The sequence below is a fragment of the Streptomyces sp. NPDC031497 genome, from assembly GCF_055580905.1.
In genome coordinates this window covers 72,798-93,436 of record NZ_JBVIKO010000024.1, presented here as the reverse complement: position 1 = coordinate 93,436, position 20,639 = coordinate 72,798, and the positions used below count along the sequence as shown (strand labels likewise).

Genomic DNA, 20,639 nt, shown 5'->3' with positions numbered 1-20,639 from the left:
GCCCTTCTCCTGGGTGCTCAGGTCGCCTCCCGGTACGCCGCGGCCTCCTCCAGGTCCAGTCGGCGCAGCAGGGTGCGGAGCATCTCGTCGTCGATGTAGCGGTGGTCACGGAGCCGGACGAAGACCGCGCGTTCGGCGCTGATCATGTCGCGGGACAGCCGGCGGTAGGTGTCGTCGACCGACTCGCCGGTGACGGGGTTGGCCTGGCCCAGGCGCTCCCAGACGGCGTTGCGGCGGCGTTCCAGGACCGTGCGCAGGCGGTCGGCGAGCGGCGGCGGCAGTTCGTTGCGCTCGTCGGAGAGGAGCTCGTCGAGGCGGTTCTCCGCCGCGCGGGACGCCTGCGCCTGGGCGTTGGCCTCGGCGAGGGTCTCGGCCTGCACGTCCCGGGGCGGGAACTTCATCAGCCGGATCAGCGGGGCCAGGCTGAGGCCCTGCACCACCAGGGTGCCGATGACGGTCGTGAAGGTCAGGAACAGGATCAGGTTGCGCTGCGGGAAGTCACTGCCGTCGTGCAGGGTGAGCGGGATCGAGAAGGCGACGGCCAGCGAGACCACGCCGCGCATGGCCGCCCAGGACGAGACGACGGGGCTCTTCCAGGTGAAGTCCGATTCACGTTCACGGATCCGCCGGGACAGCAGGCGCGGCAGGAACGCCGCCGGGAACATCCACACGAACCGGGCCACGACCACGACGAGGAAGAGAGCGATCGCGTACCAGGCGGCGTCGACCCCGTGGTACGCGCCGAGGCCCTTCAGCACGACCGGCAGTTGCAGTCCGATCAGCGCGAACACCGCCGACTCCAGCAGGAAGGCGACCATCCGCCACACCGCGTCCTCCTGGAGACGGGTGGCGAAGTCGACCTCCCAGGCGCGGTGGCCGAGATAGACGGCGACCACCACCACCGCCAGCACACCGGAGGCGTGGAACTGCTCGGCGACGCCGTAGGCGACGAACGGAATCAGCAGCGACAGCGTGTTCTGGAGCAGGGGCTCCTGGAGATGGGTGCGCAGCCAGTGGATCGGCACCATCAGCGCCAGCCCGACCAGCACGCCGCCGATCGCGGCCACCAGGAACTCGCCGACCCCGTGGATCCAGGAGGCGCCCTCGCCGAGGGCGGCCGCGACGGCCACCCGGTAGGCGGTGATCGCGGTGGCGTCGTTCAGCAGGGACTCGCCCTGCAGGATCGTGGTGAGCCGGGACGGCAGCCCCACCCGGCGGGCGATCGCGGCGGCCGCGACGGCGTCCGTGGGCGCCAGCACCGCGCCCAGCGCCAGCGCCGCGGGCAGCGGCAGCCCGGGCACGATCGCATAGGCGGCCCAGCCGACGACGAAGGTCGCGAAGAGCACGTACCCCACCGACAGCAGCGCCACGGGCCGGATGTTGGCCCGCAGATCGAGATACGAACTCTCGGTGCCCTCCTTGTACAGCAGCGGGGGCAGCACCAGCGGCAGGACGATGTCCGGGTCGAGCGTATAGCCGGGAACTCCGGGAATGTACGACACCAGCAGCCCGACGGCGACCAGCAGCAGGGGTGCCGGCACCGGGGTGCGCCGCGCCGCGCCGGCGACCGCCGCGCTCCCGGCCACCAGCAACAGCAGTGGCAACACGTCCATGATCCTCGCCCGCCCTCATTTTCCGCGCGGCCACCCGCACAGCCGTCGTAATCTGGCAATCATGAAACAGTGCACGCACGCCGGCGCGCTGCCGCACCCGGAACCCGAGCCGCTGAACGAGACCTGCCCGGAGTGTCTCTCCCGGGGCTGGCACCCCGTCCAGCTGCGGCTCTGTCTGACCTGTGGCCATGTCGGCTGCTGCGACTCGTCACCGGGAAGACACGCGACGGGGCACCACGAAACGTCCGGTCACCCCGTGATGCGGACCTTCGAGCCGGGCGAGGACTGGCGCTGGTGCTTCGTCGACCACGTCCTCGTGTGACACTGCACTACGGCTGCTGAAGGCGGCCGTGGCGACGGTTCGACGGTTCGACGCCGGGGTACGTCAACCCGGCGCGCGCTCTTCCCAATTGGGCAAGCCGGACCCCTAGACACGGAGCGTATCCACAGGTTTACTGTGAGTGACGCCAGGGGGTTGGGGTCCCGGGACAGAAAAGTTCGGAGCGCGGTAGCGTCACCGCTGAACCACGTAGTGCGTTACCCCGGGGGGCGACCCTCGGCCCCGAAATGCTTGTACCACCATGGAGGTGAGGGTGTCCCAGATCGCAGGCGAGCCCGCGACCCAGGACTTCGTGGAAGTCCGGCTGCCGGCTGCGGGTGCCTACCTGTCGGTGCTGCGGACGGCCACGGCCGGTCTCGCCGCCCGCTTGGACTTCACCCTGGACGAGATCGAGGACCTGCGCATCGCGGTGGACGAGGCCTGCGCGATCCTGCTCCAGCAGGCCGTTCCCGGCTCGGTGCTCAGCTGTGTCTTCCGCCTCGTCGACGACTCGCTGGAGGTCACGGTCTCCGCCCCGACCACGGACGGCCACGCCCCTTCGCGGGACACCTTCGCCTGGACCGTGCTCTCGGCCCTGGCGGGCAAGGTCTCGTCGGCCGTCGACGAGGACAAGACCGTGACGATCAGCCTCTACAAACAGCGCGGCGCGGGACCCGGGCCGGCGTGAGGAACGGGGACGGGCCGGTGCGGGACGAAGAGCGCGGCACACGGGAGCTGCCGGCCGGGGGCGAAGAGCCCGAGGCCGGCTCCCGCCGCATGGCTGACGGCATCGACGGCATCCCGGAACAGGCCAGGCCGCACCCGGAGGAACCCTCCGCGCCGGTCGGCCTGGACGGTGCCGTGCAGAGCGCGCCTCCGGAAGGTCGGAACGGGGTCGCGGCCCCGAACCGAGCCGGGGCGAAGGCTCGTGGAAGGGCGACGGGCGGGACGATGAGCGAGCACGAGCGATACGCCGAGAACGAGGCGCTGGCCGCGGAGGTCGTGCAGGCGACCCATCACGAACCTCAGGACCGCAGCGGTGCGCGCGCCATGTTCATCGAGCTGCGCAAGCTGAAGGACGGCAGCCCCGAGTACGCGGAGCTGCGCAACAAGCTGGTCCGGATGCATCTGCCGCTCGTGGAGCACCTCGCCCGCCGGTTCCGCAACCGCGGCGAGCCGCTGGACGACCTCACCCAGGTCGCCACCATCGGCCTGATCAAGTCGGTCGACCGGTTCGACCCGGAGCGGGGCGTGGAGTTCTCCACGTACGCCACCCCGACCGTGGTCGGCGAGATCAAGCGTCACTTCCGCGACAAGGGCTGGGCGGTCCGCGTCCCGCGCCGTCTCCAGGAGTTGCGCCTCGCGCTCACGACCGCCACGGCGGAGCTGTCCCAGCAGCACGGCCGCTCCCCCACGGTCCACGAGCTCGCCGAGAAGCTCGCGATCTCGGAGGAGGAGGTCCTGGAGGGCCTGGAGTCGGCCAACGCGTACTCCACGCTGTCCCTGGACGTCCCCGACACCGACGACGAGTCCCCGGCGGTCGCCGACACGCTCGGCGCGGAGGACGAGGCCCTGGAGGGCGTCGAGTACCGCGAGTCCCTCAAGCCGCTCCTGGAAGACCTTCCGCCCCGAGAGAAGCGGATCCTTCTCCTTCGCTTCTTCGGCAACATGACCCAGTCCCAGATCGCCCAGGAAGTCGGCATCAGCCAGATGCACGTCTCCCGGCTGCTGGCCCGGACGCTGGCTCAGCTCCGGGAGAAGCTGCTGGTGGAGGAGTAGGTCTCCGCGGCACCCCGCGGATCAGCTACTGCGCCCGGGCCCCTTGATTCCCAGGGCCTGGGTGGTAGCGGAGTTCACCAGCAGGACCAGCGAAGCCAGCGCCACCACGGCCAAGGCGATCCCCGCCGGAATGGCCGCGCTGTCGGCCTGCAGCAGGTTGTAGGCCACCGGCAGCGCCATGATCTGCGTGATCACCGCGGGTCCCCGGCTCCAGCTCTTGCGCAGCAGCAGCCCCCGCGCCGCCAGCAGCGGCAGCAGCGCCAGCACGAGCACGGTGATGCCCCCGGTGACCGCCTGTCCCCGGTCGTCCGGAGACCCGGTGAGCCCGAGGACGAGCATCCACACCCCGCCGACCGCCAGCGCGAGCCCTTCCAGTCCGCTCAGCGCGGCCGCATACGTCAGCCGCCGCGGACGGGACCCGTCGGTTACGTCGGCCTTCTCGGCCGTAGGCGCATTGCTCACGCCAGAAGGGTAGCCCTCGCCCGAAAACACCGGTCCCGCCCCGCAGGGCCACGTGTTCAGACTCACGCCCCTTTCTCTTACCGGATCCCTAACACGGCCTGGGCCCGGTACTTTCGAGTGGGTACGCTGCAATCCATGCGTGCACTTCTCGTGGTCAATCCGGCGGCAACCACCACAAGCGCACGTAGGCGCGATGTTCTGATCCACGCGCTCGCGAGCGAGGTCGAACTGGAGGCCGTCACCACCGAGTACCGCGGCCACGCCCGTGACCTTGGCCGACAGGCGGCGGAGAGCGACGACATCGACCTCGTCGTGGCCCTCGGCGGCGACGGAACGGTCAACGAGGTGGTCAACGGACTCCTCTACGCCGGCCCCGACCCGGACCGGCTGCCCGGTCTCGCCGTGGTCCCCGGCGGCTCCACCAATGTCTTCGCACGCGCCCTCGGCCTGCCCAACGACCCGGTCGAGGCCACCGGCGCCCTGCTCGCCGCGCTGCGCGAGAAACAGGAGCGGGTCGTCGGCCTCGGGCTGACCGCCGGCACCCCCGGCACCGTGGACGAGGCGGTCCCGGCCCGCTGGTTCACCTTCAACGCGGGGCTCGGCTTCGACGCCGGCGTGGTCGGCCGGGTCGAGCAGCAGCGCGAGCTCGGCAAGAAATCGACGCACGCCCTGTATGTACGACAGGTCGTCCGGCAGTTCTTCGGTGAGCAGCACCGCCGACACGGCACGATCACCCTTGAGCGGCCGGGCGCCGACCCGATCGACGATCTGGTCGTGGCGATAGTCTCGAACACCTCGCCCTGGACGTATCTCGGCAATCGCCCGATGTACACGTCGCCTAAGGCCTCGTTCGATAAAGGCATCGACGTACTCGGTCTCAGCCGCCTGTCGACCACCGCGGTTGCCCGGTATGGCACGCAGTTGCTCACTTCGTCCCCCGAGCGCGGACCCCATGGCAAGCACGCCGTGTCTCTGCACGATCTGGACCAGTTCACCTTGCATTCGAAGGTCCCCCTCCCCCTTCAGATGGACGGCGACCACCTAGGACTGCGTACGAGCGTGACGTTCACAGGCGTACGCCGCGCACTGCGTGTGATTGTGTGAGCGGAACGGGCCAAAGTCCTTTCACTCGAACGTTTAGGCCAGGATCCACCCCATGGAAGTACGGCTGTGACCCAGTCGACACCGAGGAATCAAAAAAAACTTTTCGGAAGGGGTTGTATCCGTCGCTGAGGTTTGCGAGGCTCTACGTGGCGATCGGGACGGCCCGCAAGACCGGCGTCCACTGATCACCGGAATCCCCCTTCAACTCACAGGACCCCTGCCAGGGAACCTGGCGGTCGGCCCTTCACTTGTTGAGGGATTCGTGAAAGCGTTCACATTCACAAGCTAACGTGCATGTAATACCAAGGAGAGGTAGCAGCCATGGACTGGCGTCACAACGCCGTTTGCCGCGAGGAAGACCCCGAGCTCTTCTTCCCCATCGGCAACACCGGTCCTGCGCTGCTGCAGATCGAGGAAGCCAAGGCCGTCTGCCGTCGCTGTCCCGTTATGGACCAGTGTCTGCAGTGGGCGCTCGAGTCCGGTCAGGACTCCGGCGTCTGGGGTGGCCTCAGCGAGGACGAGCGTCGTGCGATGAAGCGCCGTGCCGCCCGCAACCGGGCTCGTCAGGCCTCCGCCTGACGCAACCCACCCCGCTCAGCCTGAGCTTGGCGGCGCGTACAGCGAGTACGCATCTCCCGCCCCCGAGCCGCAGCGCGCAGTACCCACAACGAGTGAACAGCCCCGGACCCACCAGGTCCGGGGCTCTTTGCTGTGCCCGGTACCTGAAGCGTCCAGGACCGGACTACTTCTGCGGCTGCACCGGAACGTCGAGGATCACCCGGGTCCCCCGCTCCGGCGCCGGCACCATGTCGAACGTGCCGCCCAACTCGCCCTCCACCAGCGTCCGTACGATCTGCAGACCGAGGTTGCCGGAACGGTGCGGGTCGAATCCCTCGGGCAGGCCGACGCCGTCGTCCTGGACGGTGACCAGGAGCCGGGCCTCCTTGGTGGTGCCGCCACGGACCGCCGTGACCTCGACGGTGCCGGTGTCGCCCTCGCGGAAGCCGTGTTCGAGGGCGTTCTGCAGGATCTCGGTGAGCACCATCGACAGCGGCGTCGCCACCTCGGCGTCGAGTATGCCGAAGCGTCCGGTGCGCCGGCCGGCGACCTTGCCCGGCGAGATCTCGGCGACCATCGCGAGCACCCGGTCGGCGATCTCGTCGAACTCCACACGCTCGTCCAGGTTCTGGGACAGCGTCTCATGCACGATCGCGATCGAGCCGACCCGTCGCACGGCCTCCTCCAGGGCCTCCCGGCCGCGCTCGGACTCGATCCGGCGGGCCTGCAGGCGCAACAGCGCGGCGACCGTCTGGAGGTTGTTCTTGACCCGGTGGTGGATCTCCCGGATGGTCGCGTCCTTGGTGATCAACTCTCGTTCGCGGCGCCGGAGTTCGGTGACGTCCCGGAGCAGCACCAGGGAACCGATGCGGGTGCCCTTGGGCTTGAGCGGGATCGCCCGGAACTGGATCGCGCCGTCGTTGGACTCGATCTCGAACTCGCGCGGCGCCCAGCCGCTGGCGACCTTGGCGAGCGCCTCGTCCACCGGCCCCCGGGTCGGGGCGAGTTCGGCCGTGGTCTGACCCAGGTGATGGCCGAGCAGGTCGGCGGCGAGGCCGAGGCGATGGTAGGCGGAGAGGGCGTTCGGGGAGGCGTACTGGACGACACCGTCCGCGTCCAGCCGGATCAGGCCGTCGCCGACGCGCGGCGAGGCATCCATGTCGACCTGCTGGTTCGGGAAGGGAAACGATCCGGCAGCGATCATCTGCGCAAGGTCGGAGGCGCTCTGGAGGTAGGTCAGCTCCAGCCGGCTCGGGGTGCGCACGGTCAGCAGATTGGTGTTGCGGGCGATGACCCCGAGGACCCGGCCCTCACGCCGTACCGGGATGGACTCGACCCGTACGGGGACCTCCTCACGCCACTCCGGGTCACCCTCACGGACGATCCGGCCCTCGTCCAGGGCGATGTCCAGCATCGGACGGCGGCCCCGCGGCACCAGATGGCCGATCATGTCGTCCTGGTAGGAGGTGGGACCGGTGTTGGGGCGCATCTGCGCCACCGAGACGTACCGGGTGCCGTCCGCGGTGGGGACCCACAGGACCAGGTCGGCGAAGGAGAGGTCGGAGAGCAGCTGCCACTCCGAGACCAGCAGATGGAGCCACTCGAGGTCGGAGTCGTCGAGCGCGGTGTGCTGGCGGACCAGTTCGTTCATGGAGGGCACTCTGCGAGCGTACCTGCGGGTCTGTTCATGGCCTAAAAGCGGCTGAGAACACCCGCGGGCCGCGGCGCCTGGGAGGGACCCTCAACCCTCCCGGCACCGCAGCCCGGAGCAGCAACGGCCGTGGGGTGTGCGGTCCCAGTCGGCCGAAGGGTGAGGAGCCGGGGCAGTCAGGGCAGAGAGCTCCGGTTCCTCGGTCCGCCTTCCTGTGCGGGGAAGACGGAAGAGTGAGACTGTGTCGTACGGTCCCGCCGTACTCCTTCAGTCCTCGTACGCAATTGTGGACTAGACCACGGTGTGTGTCCATGCGTTGGAGACTGTTCACAGTCGATGCGATCGCAGCGTAGCCCGCCGGAAGCGCTTGTGGGGCCGGATGGGGTGCGGCAATTTCCGACACTCCGGTGGACGGGTGGGAATTTTCCTTGATTCACCCGTTCTGACGCATTCACGTAACCTCGCACTTGTCCCCTTTTCCTGCGCCCGCTCCCAGGGTGACGGGGGCTGGTTCTGTTAGATTGGTCCCATCTGATTGGTCTAAACCACATAGACAGAACGGCAGGCCCAGCGTGGAAGTTGTCATCGTTCCGGACGCCGCCGCGGGTGGCGAGCTGATCGCCGAGGCCATGGCCCAGCTGCTCCGCCGCAAGCCGGACGCGCTGCTCGGGGTGGCCACGGGCTCGACCCCGCTGCCCATCTACCAGGCGCTCACGGCCAAGGTGCGGTCCGGTGCCGTGGACACCTCACGGGCGCGCATAGCCCAGCTCGACGAATACGTGGGACTGCCGGCCGAGCACCCTGAGTCGTACCGGTCGGTGCTGCGGCGCGAGGTGCTGGAGCCGCTCGGGATCGGGATGGACGCGTTCCTCGGCCCCGACGGCGCGGCCGAGGACGTGCAGGCCGCCTGCGAGGCGTACGACGGGGCGCTGGCGCAGGCAGGCGGCGTGGATCTGCAGTTGCTCGGGATCGGGACGGACGGGCACATCGGGTTCAACGAGCCGTGCTCGTCGCTGGCCTCGCGCACGCGGATCAAGACGCTCACCGAGCAGACCCGCGTCGACAACGCGCGGTTCTTCGACGGGGACATCGCGCAGGTGCCGCACCACGTGATCACCCAGGGGATCGGGACGATCCTGGAGGCGCGGCATCTGGTGCTGCTCGCGACGGGTGAGGGGAAGGCGGACGCGGTCGCGGCGACCGTGGAGGGGCCGGTCGCCGCGGTGTGTCCCGCGTCGGCGCTGCAGTTGCATCCGCATGCGACGGTGGTGGTGGACGAGGGGGCCGCGTCCAAGCTGAAGCTTGCGGATTACTTCCGGTACACGTTCGTCAACAAGCCGGCTTGGCAGGGGATTTAGCGGCTCCGTCTGCCGGGTGCGGCGCGTTGGCGAGCGGCCGCCCGGTGGGGGCTGGTCGCGCAGTTCCTCCCCCAGCCTTCGGCTGGGGGTACCCCCAGCGCCCCTAAAGGGGCGCTATGACCTCTGCCGCTGCCGTGCCGCACACCCTTGCCGCTCCGTGGGTGGCGATGTGCAGGGCGCCCCTGGGGGGTGCCTGGGGGACGCCCATTTCCACCACGATCGTGTCCGGGCGGGACTTGAGGAGTGCGTCCAGGGCCGTGGTCATCCAGGGGTGGCGGTGTTCGTCCCGGAGCACTGCCACGATCCTGCGGTCGCCCGCCGCCGCCAGGGCCTCCTGGCCCGCGTGGTCGCCGGTGAAGTCGGCCGTTTCCGTGCCGGGCAGGCGACGGGACAGTTCCGCGGCCACTCCCCAGGGGGTCTCCGTGCCCACCGCGATGTTGGACTCCGAGGTGAACACCGCCACGAAGGGGGCCGTGGTCAGGGGCGCGCCGGAGTCGACGCGCGTCACATCGAGTGCGCGGCGGGCCGCGACGAGGCCGATGTCCGTGGCCGCGTGGTCCGGGTGCGCCCGCTCGGTCGTCGCCGTCCAGCGGGCCAGTGACCGTACCCGGTCCGCCGCCTCCGCCAGGCGCTCCTCGGGGAGTTCGCCGGAGTGGACCGCCGCGACCAGGGCGTCGCGCAGACGCCGTACCGTCTCCTCGTCCGTGGGGCCGCCGCCCACGCAGATCGCGTCGGCTCCGGCGGCGATGGCCAGGACGCTGCCGTGTTCGATGCCGTAGGTCGCGGAGATGGCCTGCATATCCATGCCGTCGGTGACGATCAGGCCGTCGTAGCCGAGTTCGCCGCGGAGGAGATCGGTGAGGATGGTGCGGGACAACGTGGCCGGTCGGTCCGGGTCCAGGACCGGGACCAGGATGTGCGCGCTCATCACGGCGCGGGTGCCGGCGGCGATGGCGGCACGGAACGGGGCCAGCTCGCGGGCGTACAGCACGTCGGCGGTCGCGTCGATGCGGGGCAGCTCGAGGTGGGAGTCGACGGCGGTGTCGCCGTGGCCCGGGAAGTGCTTGGTGCAGGCGGCCACTCCGGCCGACTGGAGGCCGGTCACGTATGCCGCCGTGTGGCGGGCGACCAGGTCCGGGTCGGCGCCGAAGGAGCGGACGCCGATGACCGGGTTGGCCGGGTTGGAGTTGACGTCCGCGGACGGGGCCCAGTTGAAGTTCACCCCGCAGGCCGCGAGGCGGCGGCCCAGTTCGAGGGCGACCTCTTGGGTCAGCTCCACGTCGTCGACGGCGCCGAGGGCGTTGTTGCCGGGGAAGGAGGAGCCGGTGCGCACCTCGAGACGGGTGACGTCACCTCCCTCCTCGTCGATCGCCACCAGGACGTCGTCCCGTTCGGCGCGCAACTGGGCGGTGAGGGCGGTGAGTTGTTCGGGTGAGGCGACGTTGCGGCCGAACACGCCCACGGAGGCGAGGCCTTCGCCGAGCCGGCGCAGCAGCCAGTCGGGGGCGGTGGTGCCGGTGAAGCCCGGCTGGAGGACCGTCAGCGCGTCGCGGGACAGGCCGTCCTTCGGAGCGGACGCGGTGGTGCCGCTGGCGAGTGTCGTCATCGGGTGCGGTTATCCCTTCACGGCGCCCGCGGTCAGACCCGCGGCCATCTTGCGCTGGACGAGGAGGAACAGGACGACGATCGGCACGGCCATCATCGTGGAGCCGGCCATCATCGGGGCGTATTCGGTGCCGTGCTTGGTGGTGAAGTTGGCGAGCCAGACGGTCGCGGTCTGGTGCTCCTGGCTGAGCAGCATCAGGGCGTAGATGTACTCGTTCCAGGCCTGGATGAAGGCGTAGACCGAGGTGGCGACCAGGCCCGGGGCCAGCAGCGGGAAGACCACCCGGATGAAGGCACCGGTGCGGGAGCAGCCGTCGACCATCGCGGCCTCCTCCAGCTCCTTCGGGATGTTGACGATGAAGCCGCGCATGGTCCACACCGTGAACGGGAGGATGAAGGTCAGATAGGTGATGATCAGGCCGGTGAGCTTGTCGTACTGCCCCAGGTCGTTGAGGAGCAGGAAGACCGGGATGATCATCGCGACCAGCGGGACCATCTGGACCGCGAGGATGCCGACGATCACGATCCTGCGGCCGCGGAAGGCGAACCGCGAGATGGCCAGGGCGGCCAGCAGGCCGATGATCATGCCGATCACGACGACGGACAGGGAGACGATCAGGCTGCGGCCCACCGACCCCCAGAAGTCACCGATGTCCAGGGCGCGGCGGAAGTTGGACAGGGTCAGACCCGTGGGCAGCAGACTCGGGTCCGGGTCGATGGCGTCCTTCGCCGGCTTGAACGCCGTGTTCAGCATCCAGTAGACGGGGAAGCCGACGACGACGAAGACCAGGAGGCCGAGGAGGTTCCAGCCCAGACGGGGTCCCCTGCGGGCGGCTGCGGTGCTCATTCGACCTCTCCGATCTTCAGCATCTGGCGCATGTACACGGCGACGACACCGAGCAGGAGCAGCACGGTGAGCAGGGCGATCGCGGAGCCCTGTCCGTAGTCGTTGACCACGAAGGCGCGGTCGTAGGAGTAGGTGGTCAGCAGCTGGAACTCGGGCTCGGGGTGGCCGCCGCGCATCACGAAGACCTGGGGGAAGACGCCCATGTCCCAGATCACCGAGAGGGTCGTGAGCATCACGATGATCGGCTTGAGGATGGGGAGCGTGACGTAACGGAAGACGCCCCAGGCGCCCGCGCCGTCGAGCCGGGCGGCCTCCTCCAGCTCCGCCGGGACCTGGGTCAGACCGGCGCTCAGCGTGATGACCACGAAGGGCACCGCTCCCCAGACCACCAGGAGCATGATCACCGCGAGTCCCTGGGGTCCGCTGGCGAACCAGTTGTGGCCGATCAGGTCGACCCCGGGGATCTTGCTGAGCAGGGCGTTGAGGATGCCGTAGTCGGAGTCGAAGAGCCACTTGAAGAGCGTGGTGGCAACGATGACCGGCATGCCCCAGCTGGCCACCAGCACGATGTTGACCAGGGTCTTCACCCAGCCGGAGACCCGCTGCAGCAGCAGGGCGATGAGCATGCCGACGACCATGGTGAAGACCACGCAGCCGACCGCGAAGACGATCGTGCGCAGCACGACCTGCCAGAACTCGGTGTCGCCCAGGACGTCGGAGAAGTTCCCGAACCCGACCCACTCGGCCGGCTTGAACCCCCACAGCTGGGACTGCCCGAACTCCTGGAAGGAGAGGGCGACCAGCCGGTAGAGGGGGTAGCCGAGCACCAGGCCGAGAATCGCCAGACAGGGCGCGAGCAGCAGCCAGGGGACGGACGGGCCGCCCGAGCGCCGGTTCGCGCGTGGTCTGTACCGGGAGTCCGGTGGAGGTGCCGGCACCTTGGCGGGTGTGGTCGTGTCAACGGCACTCATCGCGCTCCTAAGCAGTTCAAGAAACGTCAGGTGACGCGCCCCGTCAGGGGCGCGGGGAACTGCGCGACCAGCCGCAACACCTTCGCAGCGGCCCCACAACCCAACGCGGCACTCTCTTTTTGGAACCCATCGACCGGGCCTGGCCCCCCCGTCGGCCAGGCCCGGCCTCAGTCCGACTACTTGGTGTTGATGACCTTGTCGATCGCGGCGTCCGCGGTCTTGGCGGCCGCCTCGACCGACTGCTTGCCCGTGCCGATGTTCTGCAGCATGGTCTGCAGGACCTGCGCCTTCTCGACCTGGCCCCAGCCCGGCGCCATCGGGACGAACCAGTTGGACTCGGCCGCGGTGGCCGGGACGGCCGTCGCCGGGTCGTTCTTCAGCGTCGCGAGGTCGGTCTTGTTGTTGGGCAGGTTGCCCTTGGCCATCAGGCCCTTCTGGCCGGAGGGACCGGTGAAGGCGTTGATCCACTCGGCGGCCACGCCCTGCGCCTTGGACTTCACCGGGATGGCGAGGTCGGAGCCGCCCAGGAAGACCGGCATGTTCTTGCCGGACGGGCCGGGCATCACGAAGTTGACGAGGTTGTCCTTCAGCTTGCCGCCGGTCTTGTCGTTCTTCGGGTCGGCCGCGGTGGCGCCTTCCCACGCGGCACCGAAGATCATGGCCGACTTGCCCTGGCCGTAGACGATGTACCGGTCGGACTCGTCCTTGGTCTTGTCACCGTGCATGTACTTGTCGATGACGTTCTTGAACTCGGTGAGGCCCTTGATGGACTCGGGCGAGGAGAGGTTGCCCTTCCACTGGCCGCCGGACTCCGCGGCGATGGAGCCGCCCGCGTCGTAGACGAAGGACATGGCCGCGTACCAGTCGCGGGTGGGCTGGTACCAGGCGCTGAACTTGTCGCCTTCCTTCTTCTGGATCTTGTCCAGGTCGGCGGTCAGCTCGGTGTAGGTCTTCGGCGTGGTCTTGATGCCGGCCGAGGCGGCGACGTCCTTGCGCCAGTTGGCGACGCGGCCACCGGCGTAGTACGGCACGCCGTAGGTCTTGCCGTCGTAGGTCACCGAGGCCTTGAGGCCGTCGAGCCACTGGTCGGCGTTGGTGAACTGGGAGGTCTCGACGGGGGCGAAGGCGCCCTTGACCATGTAGCCGAGCATCTCGGTGTTGCCCATCTCGACCACGTCGGGGGCCTTGTCCGTGGCGAGGACGGCGTCCAGCTTGGTGTTCTTGTCCGGCCAGCCGTAGTACTCGTGCTTGATCTTGATGCCGGGGTGCTTCTTCTGCACGGCCGCGTCGGCGGCCTTCACCAGGTCGGGCCAGTTGTTCTGGGCGTCCACGGTGAGCCAGACGGTCAGCTCCTTGGCGTCCGTCCCCTGCGACTTGTTGTCGTCCTTCTTGTCATTGCCACACGCCGCGATGGAGACGACCATGCCCGCGATACCAATCGCGGCTATCAGCTTGCGCTTCACGCCACCCTCCTCAGGGATGCCTCAAACCCCCCCGCCTCCCCGCGCGAGCGTTGGGCCGGGACCTGGACCAATGGTGTAGACCAGTGCGGGAAGCTTGGCCCAGACCAGCAGGCCTGTCAAGGGTGGTCGAATGGCCTCCGACCAGCCGTTATGCGACCTATATATGCAGGAACCTTTAAGTAAGAAGCCCTCGAAAACCCGGGGCGCGGACGAGACAATTCCGGTAGACCACTCACCTGGTGGACTAGACCAAAAGACCCCGCGGCGGTATACAGAGGGGATCACGCAGCGTGCCGGGGATATCCCGGTACGCTGCCGTGCCACGAAGTGGCCGGATCAGGAGCCGGGAAGGCGGAGCATGAGCACCGACGTCAGCAGTGCGGAGAACGAGAGCGGGACAGCCGTCCGTACCGCGCGCGTGCCCAAGTACTACCGCCTGAAGAAACATCTCCTCGAAATGACGGAGACACAGGCGCCCGGCACCCCGGTCCCGCCCGAGCGCACACTGGCCGCCGAGTTCGACACCTCCCGCACCACCGTCCGCCAGGCCCTCCAGGAGCTGGTCGTCGAGGGCCGGCTGGAACGCATCCAGGGCAAGGGCACCTTCGTGGCGAAGCCGAAGGTCTCCCAGGCACTCCAGCTGACCTCGTACACCGAGGACATGCGCGCCCAGGGCCTGGAGCCGACCTCGCAACTGCTGGACATCGGCTACATCACCGCCGACGACCGGCTCGCCGGCCTGCTCGACATCACGGCGGGCGGGCGGGTGCTGCGCATCGAGCGGCTGCGCATGGCCAACGGCGAGCCCATGGCCATAGAGACCACGCACCTGAGCGCCAAGCGCTTCCCGGCCCTGCGCCGCTCCCTGGTCAAGTACACGTCCCTCTACACCGCCCTCGCCGAGGTGTACGACGTCCATCTCGCCGAGGCCGAGGAGACCATCGAGACCTCGCTGGCCACCCCGCGCGAGGCCGGCCTGCTCGGCACCGACGTGGGCCTGCCGATGCTGATGCTCTCCCGGCATTCCCTGGACCGCGACGGCCAGCCGGTGGAGTGGGTGCGCTCGGTGTACCGCGGCGACCGCTACAAGTTCGTGGCCCGCCTCAAGCGGCCGCAGGACTGACGCGGAGCGCCTTTCACAGAATCGACATACCGATAGCCGAACAGCTACTTCCGCTGCGGTGACGCCGTGACCTAGATTGCCTGCGCATTACACAGGCGAACGGTGAGGGGACGGAGCCGCGGTATGTCGGATGTACCTGAAGTGAGGCAGCCGGTGGTGACACCGATACGCGTGGTCATCGCCGTCTGCCTCGTCGCGCCCTTCGTGGCGATGCTGTGGGTGGGCTCCTACGCCAAGACGGACCCGACGTTCATCGGGATCCCGTTCTTCTACTGGTACCAGATGCTGTGGGTGCTGATATCCACCGTGCTCACGATCACCGCGTACCAGCTCTGGCAGCGTGACCAGCGCGCCCGCAAGGCCGACCACACGAGCGGGGGTGCGCAGCAGTGAAGGACGGTGTGAACGGCGTCGCGCTCGGCGTCTTCATCTTCTTCTTCCTGGCCGTCACGGTCATGGGTTTCCTGGCCGCACGCTGGCGCAAGGCCGAGAACGAGCACTCCCTCGACGAATGGGGCCTGGGCGGCCGGTCGTTCGGTACCTGGGTCACCTGGTTCCTGCTCGGCGGCGACCTCTACACGGCGTACACCTTCGTCGCCGTACCGGCGGCGATCTACGCGGCGGGCGCGGCCGGCTTCTTCGCGGTGCCCTACACGATCCTCGTCTATCCACTGATCTTCACGTTCCTGCCCCGCCTGTGGTCGGTCTCCCACAAGCACGGCTACGTGACGACCTCGGACTTCGTGCGCGGCCGCTTCGGCTCCAAGGGCCTCTCGCTCGCCGTCGCCCTGACCGGCATCCTGGCGACGATGCCCTACATCGCGCTCCAGCTCGTCGGCATCCAGGCCGTCCTCGACGTCATGGGCGTCGGCGGCGGCGACGGCACCAACTGGTTCGTGAAGGACCTCCCGCTCCTCATCGCCTTCGGCGTCCTGGCGGCGTACACCTACTCCTCCGGTCTGCGCGCGCCCGCGCTCATCGCGTTCGTGAAGGACGGGCTGATCTACCTCGTCATCGCGGTGGCGATCATCTACATCCCGATCAAGCTGGGCGGCTTCGACGACGTCTTCGCCAAGGCGGGCCACGCGTTCGCCCAGGTCAACCCGGCCACCGGCAAACCACGCGGGGCGCTCGCACCACCCGAGGCCGGCCAGTGGACCTACGCCACCCTGGCCCTGGGCTCCGCGCTCGCCCTCTTCATGTACCCGCACTCGATCACCGCGACGCTGTCCTCCCGCAGCCGGGACGTGATCCGCCGCAACACCACGATCCTGCCGCTGTACTCCCTGATGCTGGGCCTGCTCGCGCTGCTCGGCTTCATGGCCATCGCGGCCGGCGTCAAGGTCACCAACGGCCAGCTGGCGATCCCCCAGCTGTTCGAGAACATGTTCCCGGACTGGTTCGCGGGCGTGGCCTTCGCCGCGATCGGCATCGGTGCCCTGGTCCCGGCGGCCATCATGTCCATCGCGGCCGCGAACCTCTTCACCCGCAACATCTACCGGGACTTCATCAAGCCGGACGCCACGCCGAAGCAGGAGGCCCAGGTCTCCAAGCTCGTGTCGCTGCTGGTGAAGGTCGGCGCGCTGGTCTTCGTCCTCACCATGGACAAGACGGTCGCCATCAACTTCCAGCTCCTGGGCGGCATCTGGATCCTCCAGACCTTCCCGGCCCTGGTCGGCGGCCTGTTCACCCGCTGGTTCCACCGCTGGGCCCTGCTGGCCGGCTGGGCGGTCGGCATGGTCTACGGCACGGCCGCGGCCTACGGCGTGGCCTCCCCCACCCAGAAGCACTTCGGCGGTTCGGCCAAGGAGATCCCGGGCATCGGCGAGATCGGCTACATCGGCCTGACGGCGTTCGTGATGAACGTGGTGGTGACCGTGGTCCTGACGTTCGCTCTGAAGGCCCTGAAGGCCCCCGAGGGCATCGACGAGACCAGGCCGCAGGACTACACGGCGGACGCGGGCGACCCGGGGGTGGAGGTCGAGCTTCCGCCGGCCGTCGCGGGGTCCGCGCACTGACGAAACCCGGCCGGGTTGCACGCGAGGCTCCCTAGTGACGCGTGCGCCCGGCCATCGCGTCCCAGAAGCGGTCCAGTTCACGGACGCGCATGCTCACCCAGGGGGGTGTCTTGCGGCGCACCAGCCTGGGGAAGAACCGCCGTACGGGTCCCGGCAGCAGCACTTGCTGCTGCCGGCAGAACGGCTCACGGACCTCTCCCCGGGGCACCGTGCCCCGGGGAGGGTACGGACAGAGCTGGAACTCGCAGTCGGGCAGGCACGTGGCACCCGGGGCGGGAGGCGCTGCGGTGCCGGGCCGCAGACCGGGGCGCAGCGGCTCACGGCTCGTGCGGATGCACGGCGGGAGCGGCGCACCCGAGAGTTCGGCGCGGGCCATGCGCTCCTCGACCTCGTCGGGATATCCGTCCCGCTCGACCAGGTTCAGCATGAGCAGCACGTCGGCGACGAGACGCTGAGCGCGTCCGTCGAGGGTGCTCCAGCCGGCCGAGGGCGGTATCCACAGGTTGTGCTTGCGGTAAGCGCCGTTCTGTCCGGTGCGTGAACCCACGTTGTCGGTGACGGTCTTCTCGTCGATCCACAGGAAGCGCTCGGGCTGCCCGGTCTCCAGTGCCATCGCCGCCAGATCGCCGGCCTCGGCGACGAACGGATGCAGTGTCCGCCGGGACGCGTCACCGTTCGGGCCCGGCGAGCCCGGCGGGCTGTTCACCGTGCCCGTCATGGACAGCCAGCGCTGCACCGTCTGCACCGCGCTGGTCCCGCCGATCACCCGGGACGGCTCGGGCGACCCGTCGCAGTGGTCGTCCCGCCACACCGCGTCCTCCACGTCCCGTTCGCGGCGGCCGGCGCTGTCCGGGAGTTCCCACAGGCACAGCGCCTGGATCAGGGTCAGTTGCGTGTACCAGCACCGGGACCGCTGAAGCACGGTCTCCGCCTGCCGGATCAGCTCGGCCCGGCTGCCCGGATACGAGTAAGGGTGGCGTTTGCGCCGGTTGGCCGCGAACTTGAAGCCCTGGGCGAGCGCGGCCTCCAGGGCGAGCGGCAGGTCGGGGGCGCCCTGGGTGTACGTCGGATCGAGGTGGCGCAGCCACTTGGCGAGGCGTTCGCGGGCCTCGTCACGGTGGGCGTCGTCGACGGAGCCGAGGAGCATGGGGATCATCCAGGCCCTCATCACGAACTCCCTGGACAGCTCTATACGGTCGTTCCGGTACCGCTGTTTGGTCTCCTTGCGGCGCTGCTGCAGCCGGTCGATCTCCGCGGCCGACCTGTCCCATGAGGAGGCACGGGCGGTCATCGCGTCCCGCATCCGCCCGGTCCAGTCCTGGTCCTCCCGCCTCCTGCGGGTCCGCAGCCGGCCGACCGCCTCGTCGTACTCCCTGACGGGGTCGGTGTTCAGGCCGATCTTCTCCCGGATCACCGCGAACGCCGCGGTTCCTCCGCTGCCGAACTCCTGGGCGACGGCCAGGCGCACGGCGTACGAGGGCTCCGCCTTCCCGAGCTGGAAGAGGTGGTGGTAGAGGCGCATGGTGTCGGTCTTCTCGGAGGCCGCACGCAGTGTCGTGCCGAGCTGCTTGAGCAGCCTGCGCTTGGCGTCCTCGACGGTGCGACGGTCGCCCTTGATGTCGGGCCAGCGCTCGCGCACCTTCTCGACGATGTCGCTCAGCCGGCGTGGCCGGGGTTCCACGCTGTCGATCTCCAGGGCCGCCGCGTACAGGTCGAGGGCCTTGGGATCATCCGTACGGCGGTTCGCGGCCGTGAACAGGCGGTCGGCCATGGGCCGGCCGAACACCGGGGCCTGCCGCCACAGCTCGTCCCGGTGCTTGCGCAGCTCCGCCGCGACGTTGCCTCCCTTGGCCGACAGCTCCGCCGCCCGGCGGCGGGAGAGCAGCACCAGGGCGATGAGCAGCTCACGGCTGGGGCCCGGCGGCCGCAGTGCCAGCTCGATCAACTCGCCGGCGTCCCGCTCACCGAGTTGATGCAGCATACGGAAGCCGAAGTAGGCCTGGATGATGCTGTGCGGGAAGCGAACCCTCTTCTCGAAACTCTCCACCAGCCGGAGTCTGTTCGCGTTGGCCGCGAAGTGGGCGAACGCCGTCTGGCACTGGCCCATGCTGCCCTCGCGCAGACGCTTCCGCTCCCTCGGGCTCAGATGATCGCAGAGCGTGTCCCAGATCCGTTCCCGGTGCCACTCCGAGAAGGTGTTCCCGCGTTTGCCGTACCGGTCGAAACGGCGTGTCCTGGCCCACAGATGGTCCGCCCGGGCCGATGTCCGCCGCGCCCGACCCGGGTGGACGTCACTGCCCAGCAGTTCGCCGAACCCGACCTCCAGCTTGTCCTGGAGCAGTCCGATGCACGCGAGCGCGGCGACCACCTTGACGGTGTCGTCGCGTTCCTGCGGACTCAGCTCGACGCCCTCGCGCAGCCGGCCCTCGCGCACGGCACGGTCCCACGTCTCCAGCAGCCACAGTCTCAGCGTGCCGCGGTCCCAGCTGCGCGTGTCCAGCCGGTGGGCGTCGTCACGCGGACGGTCGCGTTCCAGGCCGCCGTGGTGGTGCAGTTCGCGGGCGATCTGCAGATAGATGGGCGACTCGGTGACCTCCGCGGTCTCCACGATCCAGTCGAGGCGGCGCTCGTCCGTCTCCGGGACCCGCGCCTCGACGAAGCGCAACGCCTCCTCCTCGCTCAGCGGTTCGAGCTCCACGATCGCCGCGGGTGTGCTCTCCAGCGGGCTGTGCGGCCGGGACGCGATGACGAGCGGCAGCCTCTCCTCGTGGGCCCGCTCGATGGCCTTGCGGATGATGTTGTCCCGGTCCTCCTGGAACCTCTCGTCGAGTACCGCCTCTTCCAGGCCGTCGGCGATGACCACCACCTTGTCGTCGGCGAGCAGTTGCTGCCAGACCCGGCCGTTCTTGCCGCGCGCCAGAATGCCCTGGGGCGCCTCCTCGGCGAACCGTTCCCGGGCCATGCGCTCGAAGTTCAGGTCGCCCCCGGTGGCGTCCCGCAGCCGTATCGGCACGGGAACGGCATGCTGCCGGGCCAGCAGTTCGGTGAGCCGCACCAGAACGGCGGTCTTGCCCGAGCCGATACCGCCGACGAGCAGATAGGGCCGGCGGGTCTCGCGCTGCCGCAGCCGCTGGGCGATGACCCGGGCCAACTCCTCGCGCCCCACGATCTCGGAGATGTCCGGCCCTGCCGTGCGCACCAGCCTGCGCGGATCGGTGCGTGCCTTGGCCAGGTAGCGCCGCTTGGTCCAGTGGTACCAGAAGAACAGAAACGTCGCCGCGGCTACGGAGGCGGCGAGGAGGGGACCGAGGAAACGGAGAACGGCTTCGAACCCGGCGTCCGAGCCCTTCCGCCACCTCTCGAAGGGGGTCGTCTGGTGGGTGACGAGGATCCAGAGACCCTCACCGACCCAGGCGAGGAACAGGATCAGGAGGGTGAGCCAGACAACCCGGTTGAGATTGGTGTACGACCACCATCGGCGCCAGTTCTTGGGACGGGTGGTGTTGCGGCGGGCCTCCAGCCGGATCGTCAGATGGTGCCAGTGCCCCAGGAGGAACCGCCGGGCGCGGCGCCATGCCCGGCGTGCGTCCAGCGTCGCCATCGGCGCACTGCGTGGCCGTACCTTGCCCGGCGGGTGACGGACGATTCTCGTCATGGTGCCTCTCCTTGCGAGACCGGCTCTCGGTACGGAGGACCCGCGGGCACCTAACTCCATGGAAGCACTCCCCTCCGGCCCCGCAACTCGACTGCCCGCACGGCCCGAACGGG

Annotated in this window: 17 protein-coding genes; 9 read left to right on the top strand and 8 right to left on the bottom strand. The window is 69.1% G+C overall.

Annotated elements, in window-relative coordinates; translation table 11 throughout:
* Positions 1-17: 17 nt before the first annotated feature.
* Positions 18-1,613, bottom strand: a complete 1,596-nt coding sequence (locus ACZ5K7_RS37125; protein WP_468920866.1) for a Na+/H+ antiporter — start codon at positions 1,611-1,613, stop codon at positions 18-20.
* Between the two features lie 61 nt (positions 1,614-1,674).
* Here ACZ5K7_RS37125 and ACZ5K7_RS37120 point away from each other — a divergent pair, with 61 nt between their 5' ends.
* From ACZ5K7_RS37120 to ACZ5K7_RS37110, 3 genes are all read left to right on the top strand, one after another.
* A complete protein-coding gene (locus ACZ5K7_RS37120; RefSeq protein ID WP_351704979.1) occupies positions 1,675-1,935 on the top strand; it encodes a UBP-type zinc finger domain-containing protein in 261 nt (86 codons plus the stop codon).
* Between the two features lie 271 nt (positions 1,936-2,206).
* Complete coding sequence (locus tag ACZ5K7_RS37115; protein ID WP_020130755.1) at positions 2,207-2,620, top strand: ATP-binding protein; 414 nt, start codon at positions 2,207-2,209, stop codon at positions 2,618-2,620.
* 17 nt (positions 2,621-2,637) lie between these two features.
* The gene (locus ACZ5K7_RS37110) at positions 2,638-3,711 is read left to right on the top strand and encodes an RNA polymerase sigma factor SigF (RefSeq protein WP_351704975.1); all 1,074 of its coding nucleotides are present in this window, start codon (positions 2,638-2,640) and stop codon (positions 3,709-3,711) included.
* Between the two features lie 21 nt (positions 3,712-3,732).
* On the opposite strand, the gene ACZ5K7_RS37105 is transcribed toward ACZ5K7_RS37110, so the two are convergent.
* Positions 3,733-4,173, bottom strand: a complete 441-nt coding sequence (locus ACZ5K7_RS37105; RefSeq protein WP_351704972.1) for a hypothetical protein — start codon at positions 4,171-4,173, stop codon at positions 3,733-3,735.
* 135 nt (positions 4,174-4,308) lie between these two features.
* Between ACZ5K7_RS37105 and ACZ5K7_RS37100 the strand changes: the two genes are divergently transcribed.
* Both ACZ5K7_RS37100 and ACZ5K7_RS37095 read left to right on the top strand, forming a co-directional pair.
* Entirely contained in the window at positions 4,309-5,277 is a 969-nt protein-coding gene (locus ACZ5K7_RS37100; RefSeq protein ID WP_468920863.1) for a diacylglycerol/lipid kinase family protein, read from the top strand.
* 321 nt (positions 5,278-5,598) lie between these two features.
* Positions 5,599-5,856, top strand: a complete 258-nt coding sequence (locus ACZ5K7_RS37095) for a WhiB family transcriptional regulator (protein WP_006142322.1) — start codon at positions 5,599-5,601, stop codon at positions 5,854-5,856.
* A 163-nt stretch (positions 5,857-6,019) separates the two neighbouring features.
* Here ACZ5K7_RS37095 and ACZ5K7_RS37090 read toward each other — a convergent pair whose 3' ends face one another.
* A complete protein-coding gene (locus tag ACZ5K7_RS37090; protein ID WP_351704966.1) occupies positions 6,020-7,486 on the bottom strand; it encodes a sensor histidine kinase in 1,467 nt (488 codons plus the stop codon).
* Between the two features lie 572 nt (positions 7,487-8,058).
* Here ACZ5K7_RS37090 and nagB point away from each other — a divergent pair.
* Complete coding sequence (gene nagB, locus ACZ5K7_RS37085; protein WP_351704963.1) at positions 8,059-8,844, top strand: glucosamine-6-phosphate deaminase; 786 nt, start codon at positions 8,059-8,061, stop codon at positions 8,842-8,844.
* A 103-nt stretch (positions 8,845-8,947) separates the two neighbouring features.
* Here nagB and ACZ5K7_RS37080 read toward each other — a convergent pair whose 3' ends face one another.
* From ACZ5K7_RS37080 to ACZ5K7_RS37065, 4 genes are all read right to left on the bottom strand, one after another.
* Complete coding sequence (locus ACZ5K7_RS37080; protein ID WP_468920859.1) at positions 8,948-10,450, bottom strand: glycoside hydrolase family 3 protein; 1,503 nt, start codon at positions 10,448-10,450, stop codon at positions 8,948-8,950.
* Between the two features lie 9 nt (positions 10,451-10,459).
* On the bottom strand, positions 10,460-11,296 hold the full coding sequence (locus ACZ5K7_RS37075) for a carbohydrate ABC transporter permease (protein WP_351704957.1): 837 nt from the start codon (positions 11,294-11,296) through the stop codon (positions 10,460-10,462).
* On the bottom strand, positions 11,293-12,267 hold the full coding sequence (locus tag ACZ5K7_RS37070; protein WP_351704954.1) for a carbohydrate ABC transporter permease: 975 nt from the start codon (positions 12,265-12,267) through the stop codon (positions 11,293-11,295). The genes ACZ5K7_RS37075 and ACZ5K7_RS37070 overlap by 4 nt, the downstream gene beginning before the upstream one ends.
* A 176-nt stretch (positions 12,268-12,443) precedes the next feature.
* Positions 12,444-13,730, bottom strand: coding sequence for an extracellular solute-binding protein (locus ACZ5K7_RS37065; protein WP_351704951.1), 1,287 nt, complete (start codon positions 13,728-13,730; stop codon positions 12,444-12,446).
* Between the two features lie 358 nt (positions 13,731-14,088).
* Between ACZ5K7_RS37065 and ACZ5K7_RS37060 the strand changes: the two genes are divergently transcribed.
* The 3 genes from ACZ5K7_RS37060 to mctP all read left to right on the top strand — a co-directional run bounded on the left by ACZ5K7_RS37060 (position 14,089) and on the right by mctP (position 16,871).
* Entirely contained in the window at positions 14,089-14,853 is a 765-nt protein-coding gene (locus ACZ5K7_RS37060) for a GntR family transcriptional regulator (protein ID WP_093499171.1), read from the top strand.
* A gap of 123 nt (positions 14,854-14,976) precedes the next feature.
* Complete coding sequence (locus ACZ5K7_RS37055) at positions 14,977-15,246, top strand: DUF3311 domain-containing protein (protein WP_351704947.1); 270 nt, start codon at positions 14,977-14,979, stop codon at positions 15,244-15,246.
* A complete protein-coding gene (mctP, locus tag ACZ5K7_RS37050) occupies positions 15,243-16,871 on the top strand; it encodes a monocarboxylate uptake permease MctP (protein WP_351704944.1) in 1,629 nt (542 codons plus the stop codon). Before ACZ5K7_RS37055 ends, mctP begins: the two co-directional genes overlap by 4 nt.
* 31 nt (positions 16,872-16,902) lie before the next feature.
* On the opposite strand, the gene ACZ5K7_RS37045 is transcribed toward mctP, so the two are convergent.
* Positions 16,903-20,526 carry an NACHT domain-containing protein gene (locus ACZ5K7_RS37045; RefSeq protein WP_468920852.1) on the bottom strand — a complete coding sequence of 1,208 codons (3,624 nt, stop codon included), beginning with the start codon at positions 20,524-20,526 and terminating at the stop codon, positions 16,903-16,905.
* Positions 20,527-20,639 lie beyond the last annotated feature (113 nt).